The organism is Nocardia sp. NPDC051756 (genome assembly GCF_040681495.1).
GTDB lineage: Bacteria > Actinomycetota > Actinomycetes > Mycobacteriales > Mycobacteriaceae > Nocardia.
The window spans coordinates 25,968-41,871 of the sequence record NZ_JBFAYV010000012.1; the positions used below are offsets into that span (position 1 = coordinate 25,968).

The window sequence follows — 15,904 nt, forward strand, 5'->3', positions numbered from 1 at the left end:
CGCTCAACCCATGATCCTCGCCGACCGGGTGTGCAAGAACTTCGGCGCGTTGCAGGTGCTCAAGGGCGTCTCGCTGGAGATCGGTCGCGGCGAAGTCCTCTGTGTGATCGGGCCTTCCGGCTCGGGCAAATCCACCTTCCTGCGCTGCATCAACCACCTCGAAGAGGTGAATGCGGGCCGGCTCTACGTGGACGGCGAACTCGTCGGCTACGAGGAGAAGAAAGGCAAGCTCTACGAGCTGCATCCGCGGGTGGCTGCCCGGCAGCGCCGCGAAATCGGCATGGTGTTCCAGCATTTCAATCTGTTCCCGCATCGCACGGCGCTGGAGAACGTGATCGAGGCGCCGACCCAGGTCAAGAAGGTGCCCAAGGCCGAAGCGGTGGCCAAGGCGCAGGAGCTGCTCGACCGAGTCGGCTTGGCGGAGAAGGCGAATGCCTATCCGGCGCAGCTGTCCGGCGGGCAGCAGCAGCGGGTCGCCATCGCCCGCGCGCTGGCCATGGACCCCAAGCTGATGCTGTTCGACGAGCCCACCTCGGCGCTCGACCCCGAACTGGTCGGCGAGGTGCTCCAGGTCATGCGCGAGCTGGCCCAGTCCGGCATGACCATGGTCGTGGTCACGCACGAAATGGGTTTCGCCCGTGAGGTCGCCGACAAGCTGGTCTTCATGGACGGCGGCGTGATCGTGGAAGCGGGTGCACCGCGCGAGCTGCTGGCCAACCCGAAACACGAACGCACTCAAGCGTTCCTGTCCCGGCTGCTCTAGGGCGGCTGTTCCGGGGGCCTGAGAGGTCTCACAGAGCGTCCATGCGGTCCGCGGGGGATATCCCCTTCCTTGCGAACCGTATGGGCGCTCTGAGCGTCTCAGGGGGTGCGCGCTGGTCGGGATCCGCACTCTCCTCCGGTTCCGTATGCCCTTCTGGGCAGCCGCAAATGGGGCCGATCCCCAGATGCCTGGAACTATGGAGACCGCCGCGGGCGGACCTCTGCGACGCTTTCAGGATGTGTGGCGCTGTGTCGTCGCTTTGTCGCCCAAGGCGATACGTAGTTGGCCCAGTAGAACTTTCGCGGCGGGACCTGCCGGACGGTCGGTACGCCAGACGAGGGCGAGCCTGCCGCGTAGTTCGGGTTGGATGATCCGGATGGTGCGCACGCCGAAAGCCTTTGCCTCGTCCGGCGTCAGCCCCGGCACGACGGCGATGCCGAGTCCGCGGGAAGCGAGTTGAAGCAGCAGCGGGGGAGCGGCGGCCTCGAAGGCGACGTTGGGTACGAATCCAGCTGCTGCGCAGGAGCGTTCGAAGACGCCACGGAGACCGGTGCCGGGCGGCAGGCAGATCAGCGAGTGGTCGCGGAGTTCGATCAGCGGGATGTCCTCGCTGTGCGTCCGATCGTCGGCGGCGACAGCGGCCACCACGGCGGTTTCCAGCACCACATCCACTCCGATGCTGGAATCCATTGGTGCACCGGTCATTCCGATCAGGGCGACGTCCAATTCTCCCCGGCTCAGCGCGGCGAGCATTTGTTCCGAGGTGTCCTCGGTGAGGCTGATGCCGACCTCCGGATGGTCGTCATGGAAATCGGCGAGGACAGCCGCGACATCGAGTTCCTCGGTGGCGGCGCCGGATATCAACCCGACCCGCACATGCCCACGCAGCAGTCCGGCGAATTCGTCCACCGTCTCGGTGATGCGTTCGGTCGCGGCGAGGGCGGCCCGCGCGTGCTTCAGCACCGCCGCCCCGATCTCGGTCGGCGTCACCGTCCGCCCGCCACGATCGAGCAGCTGCTGACCCAGCTCACGTTCCAGCTGACGGATCTGCGCGCTCAACCCGGGTTGCGCCAGGTGCAGGCGGGCGGCGGCACGGGTGAAATTGGCTTCCTCCACGACGGTGACGAGGTAGCGGAGCTGGCGCAGTTCCATAACTGAAGATTCTAGCTATCAGAAGATCTATCTGTTGTACTTCTAGATCAAAGCGGAGAATCGTCGAATGCATGGCAAACAACGCAGAAAACCTCACCGACACCTTCACCGGCCCGGTCTTCCGTCCGGGTGACGCCGGATACGACGAGGAGATCGCCGGCTTCCAGACCGCCTACGCGCACCGGCCCGCGCTGGTCGTCGGTGCGGTGCACGCCGAGGATGTTCGCGCGGCGGTGGAATACGCTGCGCGCCAAGGCCTTCCCGTCGCGGTGCAGGCGACCGGGCACGGGCTGTCGGTCGCGGCCGACGGCGGCGTGCTGATCAGCACCCGCCGCATGACCACCCTCGAGATCGACCCCGCGGCCCGCACCGCCCGCATCGGTGCCGGCGTGCGCGCCGGAGCCTTGGTCGAGGCGGCCGCGGCACACGGACTCGCGCCACTCAACGGCTCCTCGCCCTCGGTCGGTGTGATCGGCTACCTGCTCGGCGGCGGAATCGGCCTACTGGCACGGGAATTCGGCTACGCCGCCGAACATGTCCGGGCCATCGAACTGGTCACCGCCGACGGCCGGGTGCGCAGGCTGGTCCCCGGCGACGAACTCTTCGGCGCCGTCCTCGGCAGCGGCGGCAACTTCGGCGTGGTCACCGCGCTCGAGCTGGGCCTGCTGCCGATCGCCGAGGTGTACGGCGGCCAGCTCATGTTCGACACCCCACTGGTCGAGCAGGCCCTCGAGGTCTGGAAGCAGTGGACCACAACGGTTCCCGACGAACTGACCTCCACCGTCGCCATGCTGGCCTTCCCCGACATCCCGCAGGTCCCCGCCCCCCTGCGCGGCCGCTACGTCGCCTCGTTCCGCATCGCGTTCAACGGTTCCGCGGAGGAGGGCGAGCGCCTGGTCGCCCCGCTACGCGCGGTCGGCGATCGCCTGAAGGACGACCTGCGCACCATGCCCTACACCGAATCGCACACCATCCACAGCGACCCCGACCACCCGCACGCCTACGCCGCCACCAACGCGCTGCTCAGCGGACTCGACGGAGAAACGTTGTCCGCCTTGCTCGCTGCCGCGGGCCCGGACTCCGGCGCCGGCGCGGTCGTCGACATCCGCCACCTCGGCGGCGCGCTCAGCACCCCGAGCCGGACCGGCACCGTCGTCGACCACCGCGACGCCGCCTACGTCGTCCGCATCATCACCGACCCCGACGACGACACCGCCGCCAAGGACAAGATTCGCACCGCGCTCGCCCCGTGGACCATCGGCCACAGCCTCAACTTCCTCTACGGCGCGGGCGCCGACGCCGACGAGGCCCAGACCCGGGCCGGCTACGCCGCCGACACCTACCCCCGCCTCGCGGAACTGAAGGCAAAGTACGACCCGCGCAACATGTTCCGCTTCAACCGCAACATCCGCCCGGCCACCCACTGACCCGTCGCCCCCGGGAATCTCTCCGCCGGCGAGATTCCCGGGTTTTCGGTAGTGCCGCCGCCGACGAACCTCTGCTATCTTCGTGATATCACTTTGATACTTGGAGGATGTCATGAAGCTTCGGCCCGCATTCCACGTCAACGGCTTCTTGGTGCTGGTGGCGTGGCTGGTGCTCACCCTCGTGTTCGGTGGCGCGGCCGCGCTCGGCTACGTCGCGATGGCGCAGAACCACAACGTGCCCGCGCTGGTCGGCGCGATCGTCGCCAGCTTCGTGGTGCTCGTGCTGCTGCTGGCGGCGACCGGTCTGGTCGTGGTGAACCCGAACGAGGCACAGGTCGTCCAGTTCTTCGGCCGCTACGTCGGCTCGATCAGCGAGCCGGGCTTCTTCTCCGTGCTGCCGCTGACCGACCGCAAGCGAATCTCGTTGCGCGTGCGTAACTTCGAGACGCAGAAGCTGAAGGTCAACGACGCCGACGGCAACCCGGTCGAGATCGCCGCCGTGGTGGTCTACCGCGTGGTCGACAGCTTCAAGGCCGCGTTCGCCGTCGACGACTACGAGGAGTACGTGCAGACCCAGTCCGAGGCCGCGGTCCGCCACCTCGCCACCACGCACCCCTACGACTCGCACGACAACACCCGCACCAGCCTGCGCGACGGCGCCGAGGTGGCCGAGGAACTCACCGTCGAACTGCGCGAGCGCACCCTGCTGGCCGGCATCGAGGTGCTCGAGGCCCGCATCACCCACCTCGCCTACGCGCCGGAGATCGCCCAGGCCATGCTGGTTCGGCAGCAGGCCGCCCAGGTGGTCGCCGCCCGCACCCAGATCGTCGAGGGCGCGGTCGGCATGGTCGGCCTCGCGCTGGACAAGCTCACCGAACAGGGCGTAGTGGAACTGGACGAGGAGCGCCGCGCCACCATGGTGTCGAACCTGCTGGTCGTCCTCTGCGGTGATCGAGCCATCCAGCCCGTCGTGAACACCGGCTCCCTCTACAACTGAGCGCCGACGCCATGGCTGAGCGCAAGAAGCTGCTGCTACGGCTCGACCCGGCCATCCACGAGGCCATCGCCAAGTGGGCGGCCGACGACCTACGCAGCATCAACGCCCAGATCGAATACGCCCTGCGGCTGGCGCTCGAGCAGGCCGGCCGCAAACCGAAATAGCCGGCGAACTGGTGGCGGCATTGCCCGCCACCAGTTCGCCAGGTCCGGGGCGGTTACCGTGAGTGCGTGCCAATCTCGTTCGACACCACCGGGCTGCGGCCGATCGACAGCAATTCGTGGGGCGATCCGAGTACCGGGGACATCGTCACGATGACCTACTTCGACCTGGTGCCGGACCTGCCCGCGCCGCTGGCGGACCTCGACGTGCTGCGCCGCGGGTTGGCCGAGCGGTCCGCCGAATCCGGTTGCCTGGTCGAGGCTTTCGTCATCTGGGTCGATCAAGAGCCGGCATTGCTGCGGATGGAGAAGTTCCCGCTGCCGAACCAGCAGCACGGCCTGGCCTTCGTCGCGTCGATCATCGTGCCCAAGGACCGGTGCAGCGCGGTCTTCCAGATCCTCTGCCCGGAGACCGGCACCACCGGCGTTCGCGAGGCCGTCCTGATGGCCCAGATCGGCTACGAGAACATGTTCCCGCCGCACCCGTACGCGCCGGGCCTCAGCGGTCGCCTGCCCTACAACGCCGCCGACGAGATCCGCTGGGACGACCAATTCCCCGACCACCCGCTGACCCGAGCCCGCCGCTGGGTAACCCGCACGGTCCCCACCGCCCGCCTGGCCCCCGGCTTCGCCGCCCTACCCCCCTTCGCCGGCCCGCTCCGCACCTGACCTGTCTGTTGGTGAGGCGGGCTTCTCGGTGACGAAGATGGCGGTGCCGGGGAAGATTTCGCCGCGGAGGGGGCTCCACTGGCCCCATTCGCGGTCGAGCCATTCCGGCCAGTCCGGTTCCACGATGTCGACCACGAGCAGTCCGGCTCCGACGATCTCGCGAACTCGATCACCCACGGTGCGGTGGTGTTCGACGTAGGTCGGCTCGCCCTCGCTGTCGACCTCTACATAAGGGGTGCGATCGAAGTAGGGGATCGCGGCGGTCAGTCCGGCCGGGCCGGGATCGTCGGGGAAGATCCAGCGCATCGGGTGGTTCACCGAGAACACCCACCGGCCGCCGGGGCGCAGCACCCGGGCCACCTCGCGCATCACCTGTGCCGAATCGGCGACGAACGGGATCGCGCCGAAGGCCGAGCAGGCGAGGTCGAAGGATTCGTCGGCGAATGGGAGCGTCTCCGCGCCCGCCTGGATCAGCGGCACCTGTGGGCCGCCGCGTTCCATCGCGGCCCGGCCGCGCTCCAGCATCCCCATCGAGAGATCGAGCCCGACCGGATGCGCCCCTTGCCCGGCCAGCCAGCGCGCGCACGGCGCCGAGCCGCAGCCGATCTCCAGGATCCGCTTGCCCGCCAGCTCGCCGAGGAATCGCATATCGCCCTCGTGCAGTCCCTCCGGGCACCAGACGAATTCGCCGTCTGGGGAATCCACGCCGAGGAAATCCGCGTGCGTCTCGTGGTACTGGCCGGCGTCGGCATCCCACCAGCGGCGACTGGCCTGCTGACTAGCGGCGGAGCCGATTCGGGCGCGCGCGGTCCCCGCGGTCCCGAGCACTGTGTTTGCATATGCATGGCGATCTTCCGACACGCCGTCAGCGTATCCCGGTGTGGCGACCGGACCGGTTTGCCCGGCCGGACCAAGGTCGCGTACGCTGAACGCGCGAGTGCCTTAGGTACAGCCGTACCGGAGTCAATCACCCGCTGAGTTTCATGTGCGTTACGTGCGGTACGTTCCTAGTGTCCGTCTTCACACCCAGCGCGGTGAATTCGCCAGCGTACCGAAAGTTCCAATGTCCGCAACCGACCACAATCCGTCCGGAGCAAACCGACATATGCCCACCACCGTCACCTCGCCGCAGGTAGCCGTCAATGACATCGGCTCCGCCGAGGATTTCCTCGCCGCCATCGACGCCACGATCAAGTACTTCAATGACGGCGACATCGTCGAAGGAACCATCGTCAAGGTCGACCGCGACGAGGTCCTGCTCGACATCGGTTACAAGACCGAAGGCGTCATCCCTTCCCGCGAACTCTCCATCAAGCACGATGTCGACCCGAATGAGGTCGTTTCCGTGGGTGATGAGGTCGAGGCTCTTGTTCTCACCAAGGAGGACAAGGAAGGCCGCCTGATCCTGTCGAAGAAGCGGGCTCAGTACGAGCGCGCGTGGGGCACGATCGAGGAACTCAAGGAGAAGGACGAGGCCGTCAAGGGCACCGTCATCGAGGTCGTCAAGGGCGGCCTGATCCTCGACATCGGTCTCCGCGGCTTCCTGCCTGCCTCGCTCGTCGAGATGCGTCGTGTCCGCGACCTCCAGCCGTACGTCGGCAAGGAGATCGAGGCCAAGATCATCGAGCTGGACAAGAACCGCAACAACGTGGTTCTTTCCCGCCGCGCATGGCTCGAGCAGACCCAGTCCGAGGTCCGCAGCGAGTTCCTGCACCAGCTGCAGAAGGGCCAGGTCCGCAAGGGTGTGGTCTCCTCGATCGTCAACTTCGGTGCCTTCGTGGACCTGGGTGGCGTCGACGGCCTGGTGCACGTCTCCGAGCTGTCCTGGAAGCACATCGACCACCCGTCCGAGGTTGTCGAGGTCGGCACCGAGGTCACCGTCGAGGTCCTCGACGTCGACCTGGATCGCGAGCGGGTTTCGCTGTCGCTCAAGGCGACTCAGGAAGACCCGTGGCGTCAGTTCGCCCGGACCCACGCGATCGGCCAGATCGTGCCCGGAAAGGTCACCAAGCTGGTTCCGTTCGGTGCGTTCGTGCGCGTCGAAGAGGGCATCGAGGGCCTCGTCCACATCTCCGAGCTGGCCGAGCGCCACGTGGAGGTCCCGGACCAGGTTGTCGCCGTCGGCGACGACGCGATGGTCAAGGTCATCGACATCGACCTCGAGCGTCGCCGGATCTCGCTGTCGCTGAAGCAGGCGAACGAGGACTACCACGCCGAGTTCGACCCGTCGAAGTACGGCATGGCCGACAGCTACGACGACCAGGGGAACTACATCTTCCCCGAGGGCTTCGATCCCGACACCAACGAGTGGCTCGAAGGCTTCGACAAGCAGCGCGAAGAGTGGGAAGGCCGGTACGCCGAGGCCGAGCGTCGCCACAAGATGCACACCGCTCAGATGGAGAAGATGGCGGCCGACGCCGCGGCCGAGGCCGCGAACGGTGGCGGCTCGTCGAACTACTCCTCCGAGAGTGGTTCGCAGGCTTCGTCTTCCTCTTCCTCCAGCTCGTCCGAGTCGGCCGGCGGTTCGCTGGCCAGCGACGCGCAGCTGGCGGCTCTGCGGGAGAAGCTCTCCGGCAACGCCTGATAGCACGTGTGACGAAGGCCCCGGTCCAGTGGACCGGGGCCTTCGCCCGTTTCGGGGTCGAGTTGGCGTTTTCCGGAGTGGGCTCCCGGTATTCTGAACGATGATGTCCGATGCCGCTGTTGAGCTTCCGTCCACTTCCTGGGAGCGCAGGAAGATCGAGGCGATGAGCCGGATCCAGCGGGTCGCGCTGGATCTCTTCGACGCGCACGGGTACCGGAACGTGACCATCGAGCGGGTCGCGGCCGCCGCCGAGGTATCGCCGAGTTCCGTCTATCGCTACTTCGGCACCAAGGAAATGCTCGTCCTCTACGACGAGGCGGACCCGAAGATCCTGGACGCGGTCCGCACCGCGGGCGGGACCACCGCCGTCGAACCCGCGGACCTGATCGCCGTCGCCCGGATGCTGCTGCCGCTGCTGACCGAATCACTGCTGACCGAGGAGGCCGAGCGGCGGATCCGGCAGCGGCTGCAATACACCGCGGCCATCCCGGAGATCAAGGTCGGCCAGACCAAGCAGATGCGTGAGCTCGAGGATCAGTTCCGCACGCTGTTCGCCGAGCGAACCGGCTTCGACCCCAACGAGTTACGCGTGCGGATGGCCGCGGCCACCGCCGTCTGGGGTTGTGTGGCGGCGCTGGACCATTGGGCCGGAAAGGGTTTCGCCGGGCGGTTGAAGGACGTCTACACCGAGGCCATCGGATCGATCATCGATCAGATCGAGATGATGTTCCGGTAGTCGCCCGGAGCTTTGGTAGCCACCAGTTCCAGCGGCCGAACAGTCGCATGAACGCGGGCACCAGCACCAAGCGCACCAACACCGCGTCGATCGCGATGGCGACGGCAAGCGCGAAGCCGATCTGCTTCAGCTCCAGCACATTCGCGGTGACGAAGCTGGCGAAGACGGCGACCATGATCGCGGCCGCCGCGGTGATCGGCCGGGCCGTGCGTTGCAGACCGTCGGCGACCGCCGCCGCGTTGTCGTGGTGGACATCCCAGTGCTCCTTCATCCGGCGGATGAGGAACACCTCGTAGTCCATCGACAGGCCGAACAGCACCGCGAAAACCAGCATGGGCAGGTAGATCTGGAGGAACCCGCTGCTGTGGAAGCCGAGCGCGGACTCGCCGATGCCGTGCTGGAAGACCGCGACCGTAATTCCGAGGGCCGCACCGGTGGCCAGCAGGTTCAGCAGAATTGCCTTGAGCGCCAGCACGATACTGCGGAACGCGACGACCAGGAAGGCGAGCGAGACCGCGAGGACCAACGCGATCACCCAGGGGAATCGGCCGGTAATCCGTTGGGACACATCGACGAACAGCGCGGTCGTGCCGCCGACCTTGACCTCCGCGTCGCCGAGAGTTGCTGCGCGGGAACGTAGATCGGTGACCAGGTCGGTCGCGGCCGTCGAGCCGAATTCGGCGCGGGGGACTACCGCGGCGAACATCCGGCCGTCAGCGTACTGCGGGAGCACCGTCGCGATCCGGTCATCGTGGGAGAGTTCGCCGATGAACCGATCGGCTTCGGCGCGTGCGTCGTTGGTCAACGGCGACGCGTCGGCGCCGGTCGCGACCACCTCGATCGGTGCGAGCAGGCCCGGGATGAAGTTCTGTTCGACCAGGGCGATCGCCTGGCCCGAGGGGCGGTCGGCGAGCGCGTCGGTCCCGACGTCGACGCCGTAGCGAAGGCCGGTGAGCGGAGCCGCCGCGGCCAGCAGGAGCGCGACGCCGACCGCGCCGAACAGCACGGGCCGCGCCATCACGATGTGTGCCCACCGCGCCCAAGCGCTGGACGCCGTCGTCGATCGAACCTCCGCTGGCCTGAGTCGTTCGGGCAGCGCACCGCGATTCACCGCCGGGCCAAGCGTCGCGAGCAACGCGGGCAGCAAGGTGAACGCGCCGGTCATCGTCGCGATCACCGCGGTAACCACGCCGACGGCGATCCCGTTCAACATCGGCAACCCGACCACGGCCAGCGAGCACAGCGAGATCATCACGATCAGCCCCGACGCGAGCACCGTCCGCCCGGTGGTGTCCATCGCCGCGCCGACCGCCTCCTCGATGGCGTTGCGCTCCTTGCGGTTTCGCACGCCGCGGCGGGTCAGTTCCTCGTTGAACCGGCTGACGATGAACATCGCGTAGTCGATCGCGGTGCCGGTGGCGATCATCGTCGCCACCGAGAGCACCAGGGAGTCGAAGGCGAGGAAGGTCGTCAGCCCGAAGAGCACGCCGACCGCGATCGCGATACCCGCCGCCGTCACCGTGATCGGCAGCAGCGCGGCGGTCAGCGCACCCAGCGCCAGCACCAACAGCACGGTCGCGACCGGAATGCCGAGGGTTTCGGCGCGCTGGAGATCGCTCGTCTCGATCTGCATCAACTCGTCCTGAATCGGCGCATACCCGGTCAGCATGACCTGGACCGCGGCCCCCGACCCGGTCTCGACCTCGGACCGCAATCCCTGCACGATCCGCACCCGCTCGGCGATGTCCCCGTCGACGCCGACAATGCCGAAAGCCGTTCGCCGATCGGCGGATATCTGCGCGGCATTCCCGTCGAACGGCCCGATCGCCCCGGCGATCCCCGACGTCTGCCTGGCCACCCCGACCACCCGATCGATCGTCGCGCGGAACTCCGGCGTATCGACGGTTCCCGCATCCGAATGGAAGACGATCAGATCCTGCTCGATCCCGAACCGCGAAAAGTGCTCCGCGACAAGCCGATCGACCGCCACCGAATCCGACCCCGGCACGGAGTAATCCGGTGTACCGAGCCGCGAGTGCAGCGCCGGATAAGCCGCCCCACACACCACCACAAACAACAGCCAAACCCCCAACACAACCTTGCGATGCCTGGCCATCGCAACCCCCCACCGCCCAGCCGCCCCCCACCGCCCAGCCGCCCCCCACCGCCGCGCCGCCCCCGGCGTCCCCGCCCGCTCGAGCATGGTAGATCCCGCCATCGCCCCTCCAAGTCTGCTATCTGATAGTCACTATCAGGTGCTAAGGCTCAGCATACGAACATCGAGGGAAAATTAGCAAGGGACTGTCAATTGCCCACCCCACCCGCACACCTCCTGACCCCCCGCACACCAACTCGCCGCCCTGACACGCGCGCGTTTGTCAGAAGGTGTGCGGCCGCGCGAAGGGTCCGCGGCCAGCACAGATGCGCGCCGCGCCGGGCGCAACGCGGCGTGGTGTCAGCCGCACACCTTCTGATTTCCCGCACCACGACTTGCCGCCCTGACACGCGCGCGTTTGTCAGAAGGTGTGCGGCTGCGCGAAGGGGCTGCGGCCAGCACGGATGCGCGCCGCGCTGGGCGGAGCGTGGCGTGGTGTCAGCCGCACGCCTTCTGATTTCGCGCACTAGGACTTGCCGGGCTGACACGCGTGCGTATGTCAGAAGGCGTGCGGCTGTGGTGACCGGGCCCTCGCTCCAGGCTGAATCACCGCCAACAGAGTTGACCGCGCACCCTCTGATTTCCGGTCCACGGACTTGCCGGGGTGGACACGCGTTGTGTGTCAAACGTGCGCGGCAGGTGCTGGCCCGGGCCGTTCGCGGTAGCCGCCGCGGACGGTCCCGGCACCGACTGTCGAGTGGGAGCGGGGTGGACGCACACCTTCTGATTCCCCGCATACTGACTCGCCGTCCTGACACGCGTGCGTTTGTCAGAAGGTGTGCGGCTGCGCGAAGGGTCTGCGGCCAGCGCAGATGCGCGCCGCGCTGGGCGCAACGCGGCGTGGTGCCAGCCGCACAGCTTCTGATTTCGCGCAAGGACTTGCCGGGCTGACACGCGTGCGTATGTCAGAAGGTGTGCGGCTGTGGGGAGGTAGGGCGAACGTGCTGGGCGGGTTACCTTCCCCGCTGCGCCCTCCGCCGGTGTGGGCGGTGGATTCCGCTGCGCGACGGCTTGGTCGTTCCGCGGCGCACCACCGGTGGGGTGGCGGGTGGTTCCGCTTGCTCGTTCGGTGCCTTGACCTGTGCGGTGGTGAGGGCGACGACCTGGATCTGCTCCAGGCGCAGGCCGAGGCCGGCGAGGCGGGCGATTACGCCGAGGCGATGTTCTGGGAGGCCGGGGCGAATCGGGAGGGGGGCCCGGCCTGGCCGGCGCAGGACGTAGGTCCGGTGCTCGGCGTCGAACTCGATCGGGGCACCGTCGCGTACCGCTCGATAGGCGTCGAGATCCAGGTCGATGTGGCGGATCGGGTCGATCATCAGGGCGTCGATCAGCCGTTCGGCGTGTGCGAGGCGCATGTCGCGGTCCGGCGGATCCAGGTATTCCACCCGTTCTGCGACCCGCCGCCGGTAGTCGCCGGCGGCGGAGCGCAGCAGGTGCCGATGCCGTTCGATCTCAGCCACCAGCTCAACCAGCCGGTCGACATCGATGTGCATCGGGTCACGCGGGTCGGGCATCGAAGCTGGAACGTCAGGCATTGCGCCTCCTCGGTCAAGTTGCCAATTACGTTGGGCAACAACTCGATCGACGTCCGACCTGTATCTATTGTGGCAGAGGGGTACGACAGGTTTCAGTAGCCGACGGTGAACCGGCGCTGGACGAACCGCGGCTGCTCGACCTCGTCGAGGAGCGCGACGGCGAGATCCTCGGCGGACAGATCCCCGTCGCCGCCGATGAGCAGTTGATCGCCGCCGATGCGGAAGCGACCGGTGCGCGCACCGGGATTGATCCGGCCCGAGGACGGGCTGAGGTAGGTCCAGTTGCGATTGGACAGCCGGTAGACGTTCAGGGCCGAGCGCAGCGCGCGCACCACCTCGACGTATTCGGCGGGCACCTCGAGCTCCTCGGTGAGGGTGCGGATGAACGCCTCGCCGGTGTCGACCAGTTGCAGGCCGGGGGAGATCTCCAGGCTGCCCGCGCCGCCGACGGAGATCACCCGGACCCGCGGATGACGCTCGAGCGCGCTGACCATCGCCTCGGCCCCGACGACGAACTGGTGTGCGTTGGCGATGGTGTCGGCGAGGCCGTGCCCGGCGTTGACCGCACTGATCACCACATCGAGACCGTCGATCGTCCCCGCGATGCTGTCGGCGTCGAGCCAATCCGCGACCTTCCAGGACACACTCCCGTGCTCGGCGGGAAACCGCGAGGCGTCCCTGCTGAACGCGGTCACCCGATGCCCGCGCCGCGTTGCCTCCGCGACGGCACGACCACCGATGACACCCGTCGCACCGAAAATCCCGATCTCCACAATCCACTCCCTAAACGTTGTTCAGTTACTACACGCCGTTCAGTAACGACACGGGAGATAGTAGTCAAACGCTGTAGAGTGTCAACCGTGGTGGAGGTCGTACGGAGTCGCCGGGAACGCATGCGCGAGCAGGCATCCGGGGAAATCAAGGACATTGCGCTGCGGTTGCTTGCCGAGGGCGGCCCGGACGCGGTCTCGCTGCGCGCCATCGCCCGCGACATGGGCATGACCGCGGGCGCGATCTACGGCTACTACGCCACCCGCGACGACCTGATCACCACGCTGATCTCCGACGTCTACAACGCACTGGTCGACCAGGTCGAGGCGGCCCGCGACGCGATCCCGGCGGACGATCCGGCCGGGCGCATCGTGGCCTGGGGCGAGGCCGTGCGCGACTGGGCGATCGCGCATCCCGCCGAGTTCCGGCTCGTCTACGGCGATCCGGTCCCCGGTTACCAGCCGCCGCCGGGCGGTCCCGCCGCCGTCGCGGAAGCGCGCGCCTGCACCGGCCTGGTCGGCCTGACCGCCGCCGCCTGGCCGCACGCGGAAGAACGCCAAACCATCGGCGACACAACGTGGTCCGAGTTCGACGAAGGTCTCGTCGCGCACGTGCGCGGCGACTTTCCCGACCTGCCGCCCGCCGCGCTCGCCCTCGCATTGCGCATGTGGGGCCGCATGCACGGCCTGGTCGCACTCGAGGTCTACGGCCATCTCGTACCCCAATCACGGGACCCGGCAAAGCTTTTCCACGCCGAGATGCTGGACCTCGTCCGCTCGCTCGGGTTGTAGCCGGTGAGCGATCTGGTGGCCACCGCCGGGAAACTGGCGCCGGTGGCGCTGGTATTCGGCGCCGGCGTGGTCTTCGCGCGGCGCAAGATCATCGGCGCGGAGGTGTCGAAGGCGTTCTCCGAGTTCGCCTTTCTGTTCGCGATCCCGTGCTACCTGGTCGGCTCGCTCTACTCGAGCGATCTGGGCCGGCTGTTCGACCCGCGCGCCATCGCCGCGTATCTGGTCACCGCGCTGCTCGGCATGGTGGCCGTAGGGTTGTGGTCGCGGCGGGTGACCGGGGCCGACGCGCGCGGCGTCGCGCTGCGCATCATGGCCGGCGTGCAGGTCAACACGACCTACTTCGCGATTCCGGTGTTCGTGTTGCTCTTCGGCGATGTCTCGCCGATCTTCCCGATCATTCTGTTGCAGGTCTGCGTGCTCACCGTCGTGGTCATCGCGGTGATGGAATTCGGTGCGGGACAAGCCGATCCGGACAAGCCGGCGGGCGGCGCGGTGCTGCGCGGGGTGCTCGCCGCACTGGCGACGCCGATCGTCGTGGCCTGCTACCTCGGCATCGGGGCGAACGTCGCGCAGGTACCCGTGCCGCGCTGGCTGCTGGACGCGCTGTCGTTCGCCGGCAACGCCGCCGCGCCCGTGGCCCTGTTCGCCCTCGGCTTGCACCTCGGCGGAACCGGACTGCGGATGTGCGGCCAGCTGCGCGACGAATACGCGCTGATCGCGTTCAAATGCCTGGCGTTCCCGCTGCTCGCCCTGCTGATCTGCAAGTACCTGTTCGATATCCGCGGCACCTGGCTGACGTATCTGGTACTGATCGCCGCCATGCCCGCGCCGCAGAACCTGTTCATCTTCGCTCAGCGCTACGACACCGACGTCGATCTCGCCGCCTCGGTCGTCGCCAAGACCTCGCTGCTGGCGCTGGTGCTGTTGCCTGTGTGGTTGCTGGTCGCGCGCTAGCCGGGCTCAGAGGCCGAGATAACCCACGGTCGCCGCGAACATGATCCCGGTGAACAACGGCCAGAACAGAATCTTCGGCAGCAGGTTGTCCCGCCACGCGATCGCCTTGCCGAAGGCGCCGTGCAGCAGCATCGTCGCGTTGAGCGCGACCAGCAGCGTCATTACATACAGCGTGAAATACCAGTACTCGATGTAGGAGATGCCGGCCGCGCCGATCTCCGTGCGGGCCGCGTTGTCGTTGACCGCGACCACGAGCACGGTGGACACGGAGAAGGTGATGATCGCGAACGCGGTGAAGCCGGAGATCGGCCGCCGGTCCGGGTCGGTGGTGATCACGAACAGCGACAGGAACATCAGCACGGCGAGCAACAGCACCGGCACGATCCGCCCCAGCAGCGGTCCGAGCAGGCCGCGGCTGACGCCGACATTGAAGTACAGCTCGTCGGTATTGGCCAGGCCGGGATGGGCCAGCATGCTGTATTCCTGCCGATTCAGGCTCCACACCGTGTAATCGGGTTCCCAGTCGCCGAACACCAGACCGGGATCCAGGCCGTTGAGCGCCCGCGCGTCCCACGGCGGGAACGATTCGAACGACGGCACCAGCTGGACCTGATGAATCATGTCCACCGGGCGCATCCGCAGCCAGATGTCCTGATGATCGAGCGGATAGTCCTCGTAGTTGAACTGCTGGCGGATGATCGTCGAGAACGACCAGACCACCACCCGATTCGCGCCGAGCGGATACTCGAACACCTTCTTGGGGCAGTGCGGGTCCTCGGCCTCGAGCAGCTGAACGCCGATCTCGATGTTGTCCGGGAAGTTCGGCGGTATGTGCTGCCAGATATGCCCGGTGGCTTTGACGTTGTGCGCGTTGACGAATTGCAGCGAGTTCAGCAGCACGCCGGTGGACAGCCGGGGGACCAGCTGATCTTTCGGAAGATGCGGCGTCACCACCGTTTCCGCCTCGGCATAGCTGGACACGGTCGTGCCGACCTCCGCGACCGGCGCGTGCCTGCTGCCCGCGTGCGTCCAGGAGTACACGGTGCCGGCCGCGAGCAGCAGGGACACGGCGATGGCGGTCAGCCACAGCAGCAGCTTCCCTCTCGGCACCAAGCGTGAGACCGCATCCCGGTTCGGCACAGCCAGGAGATTAGCTCGAGGTTAGCCATCGTAGTGGTATCCGCCTTGTCTGCGGGTATGTCGCGCCCG

General features: G+C 67.4%; 15 protein-coding genes. 9 read left to right on the top strand and 6 right to left on the bottom strand.

What is annotated here, in order from left to right; genetic code table 11:
* Positions 1 to 10: 10 nt before the first annotated feature.
* Positions 11 to 763 carry an amino acid ABC transporter ATP-binding protein gene (locus AB0M22_RS38805; protein WP_364737880.1) on the top strand — a complete coding sequence of 251 codons (753 nt, stop codon included), beginning with the start codon at positions 11 to 13 and terminating at the stop codon, positions 761 to 763.
* A gap of 231 nt (positions 764 to 994) precedes the next feature.
* Here AB0M22_RS38805 and AB0M22_RS38810 read toward each other — a convergent pair whose 3' ends face one another.
* A complete protein-coding gene (locus AB0M22_RS38810) occupies positions 995 to 1,915 on the bottom strand; it encodes a LysR family transcriptional regulator (RefSeq protein WP_364737578.1) in 921 nt (306 codons plus the stop codon).
* 71 nt (positions 1,916 to 1,986) lie between these two features.
* Here AB0M22_RS38810 and AB0M22_RS38815 point away from each other — a divergent pair, with 71 nt between their 5' ends.
* The 4 genes from AB0M22_RS38815 to AB0M22_RS38830 all read left to right on the top strand — a co-directional run bounded on the left by AB0M22_RS38815 (position 1,987) and on the right by AB0M22_RS38830 (position 5,169).
* Positions 1,987 to 3,342, top strand: coding sequence for an FAD-binding oxidoreductase (locus AB0M22_RS38815; RefSeq protein ID WP_364737580.1), 1,356 nt, complete (start codon positions 1,987 to 1,989; stop codon positions 3,340 to 3,342).
* Between the two features lie 112 nt (positions 3,343 to 3,454).
* Positions 3,455 to 4,339, top strand: coding sequence for an SPFH domain-containing protein (locus tag AB0M22_RS38820; protein ID WP_364737582.1), 885 nt, complete (start codon positions 3,455 to 3,457; stop codon positions 4,337 to 4,339).
* Positions 4,340 to 4,350: 11 nt separating this feature from the next.
* Positions 4,351 to 4,503 (top strand): toxin-antitoxin system HicB family antitoxin, encoded by a 153-nt coding sequence (locus AB0M22_RS38825; RefSeq protein WP_150407577.1) that lies wholly within the window; start codon positions 4,351 to 4,353, stop codon positions 4,501 to 4,503.
* Positions 4,504 to 4,569: 66 nt separating this feature from the next.
* Positions 4,570 to 5,169 carry a hypothetical protein gene (locus tag AB0M22_RS38830; protein WP_364737585.1) on the top strand — a complete coding sequence of 200 codons (600 nt, stop codon included), beginning with the start codon at positions 4,570 to 4,572 and terminating at the stop codon, positions 5,167 to 5,169.
* Here the strand turns inward: AB0M22_RS38830 and AB0M22_RS38835 are convergent.
* Positions 5,137 to 6,030: a class I SAM-dependent methyltransferase gene (locus AB0M22_RS38835; protein ID WP_364737587.1), complete on the bottom strand. Its 894-nt coding sequence runs from the start codon at positions 6,028 to 6,030 to the stop codon at positions 5,137 to 5,139. The two genes, AB0M22_RS38830 and AB0M22_RS38835, sit on opposite strands and share 33 nt — an antisense overlap.
* Positions 6,031 to 6,274: 244 nt before the next feature.
* Between AB0M22_RS38835 and rpsA the strand changes: the two genes are divergently transcribed.
* Both rpsA and AB0M22_RS38845 read left to right on the top strand, forming a co-directional pair.
* Positions 6,275 to 7,753, top strand: coding sequence for a 30S ribosomal protein S1 (gene rpsA / locus AB0M22_RS38840; protein WP_150407580.1), 1,479 nt, complete (start codon positions 6,275 to 6,277; stop codon positions 7,751 to 7,753).
* 103 nt (positions 7,754 to 7,856) lie between these two features.
* On the top strand, positions 7,857 to 8,489 hold the full coding sequence (locus AB0M22_RS38845) for a TetR family transcriptional regulator (RefSeq protein ID WP_364737589.1): 633 nt from the start codon (positions 7,857 to 7,859) through the stop codon (positions 8,487 to 8,489).
* On the opposite strand, the gene AB0M22_RS38850 is transcribed toward AB0M22_RS38845, so the two are convergent.
* The 3 genes from AB0M22_RS38850 to AB0M22_RS38860 form a co-directional block, all read right to left on the bottom strand.
* Entirely contained in the window at positions 8,458 to 10,560 is a 2,103-nt protein-coding gene (locus AB0M22_RS38850) for an MMPL family transporter (protein ID WP_364737882.1), read from the bottom strand. The genes AB0M22_RS38845 and AB0M22_RS38850 overlap by 32 nt on opposite strands.
* A 1,037-nt stretch (positions 10,561 to 11,597) precedes the next feature.
* Positions 11,598 to 12,179, bottom strand: coding sequence for a hypothetical protein (locus tag AB0M22_RS38855; RefSeq protein WP_364737591.1), 582 nt, complete (start codon positions 12,177 to 12,179; stop codon positions 11,598 to 11,600).
* A 92-nt stretch (positions 12,180 to 12,271) separates the two neighbouring features.
* Complete coding sequence (locus AB0M22_RS38860; protein ID WP_364737593.1) at positions 12,272 to 12,952, bottom strand: NAD(P)H-binding protein; 681 nt, start codon at positions 12,950 to 12,952, stop codon at positions 12,272 to 12,274.
* Positions 12,953 to 13,039: 87 nt separating this feature from the next.
* Between AB0M22_RS38860 and AB0M22_RS38865 the strand changes: the two genes are divergently transcribed.
* Both AB0M22_RS38865 and AB0M22_RS38870 read left to right on the top strand, forming a co-directional pair.
* A complete protein-coding gene (locus AB0M22_RS38865; RefSeq protein WP_364737595.1) occupies positions 13,040 to 13,741 on the top strand; it encodes a TetR/AcrR family transcriptional regulator in 702 nt (233 codons plus the stop codon).
* Between the two features lie 3 nt (positions 13,742 to 13,744).
* Positions 13,745 to 14,695 carry an AEC family transporter gene (locus AB0M22_RS38870; protein ID WP_364737597.1) on the top strand — a complete coding sequence of 317 codons (951 nt, stop codon included), beginning with the start codon at positions 13,745 to 13,747 and terminating at the stop codon, positions 14,693 to 14,695.
* Positions 14,696 to 14,701: 6 nt separating this feature from the next.
* Here AB0M22_RS38870 and AB0M22_RS38875 read toward each other — a convergent pair whose 3' ends face one another.
* Complete coding sequence (locus AB0M22_RS38875) at positions 14,702 to 15,835, bottom strand: hypothetical protein (RefSeq protein WP_364737599.1); 1,134 nt, start codon at positions 15,833 to 15,835, stop codon at positions 14,702 to 14,704.
* Between the last annotated feature and the right edge of the window lie 69 nt (positions 15,836 to 15,904).

What these genes read in the sequence shown, in the direction of transcription:
- AB0M22_RS38810 (WP_364737578.1), bottom strand. Translation starts at nt 1,915, where the DNA reads ATGGAACTGCGCCAGCTCCGCTACCTCGTCACCGTCGTGGAGGAAGCC.
- AB0M22_RS38855 (WP_364737591.1), bottom strand. Translation starts at nt 12,179, where the DNA reads ATGCCTGACGTTCCAGCTTCGATGCCCGACCCGCGTGACCCGATGCAC.
- AB0M22_RS38820 (WP_364737582.1), top strand. Translation starts at nt 3,455, where the DNA reads ATGAAGCTTCGGCCCGCATTCCACGTCAACGGCTTCTTGGTGCTGGTG.
- AB0M22_RS38805 (WP_364737880.1), top strand. Translation starts at nt 11, where the DNA reads ATGATCCTCGCCGACCGGGTGTGCAAGAACTTCGGCGCGTTGCAGGTG.
- AB0M22_RS38845 (WP_364737589.1), top strand. Translation starts at nt 7,857, where the DNA reads ATGTCCGATGCCGCTGTTGAGCTTCCGTCCACTTCCTGGGAGCGCAGG.
- rpsA (WP_150407580.1), top strand. Translation starts at nt 6,275, where the DNA reads ATGCCCACCACCGTCACCTCGCCGCAGGTAGCCGTCAATGACATCGGC.
- AB0M22_RS38815 (WP_364737580.1), top strand. Translation starts at nt 1,987, where the DNA reads ATGGCAAACAACGCAGAAAACCTCACCGACACCTTCACCGGCCCGGTC.
- AB0M22_RS38825 (WP_150407577.1), top strand. Translation starts at nt 4,351, where the DNA reads ATGGCTGAGCGCAAGAAGCTGCTGCTACGGCTCGACCCGGCCATCCAC.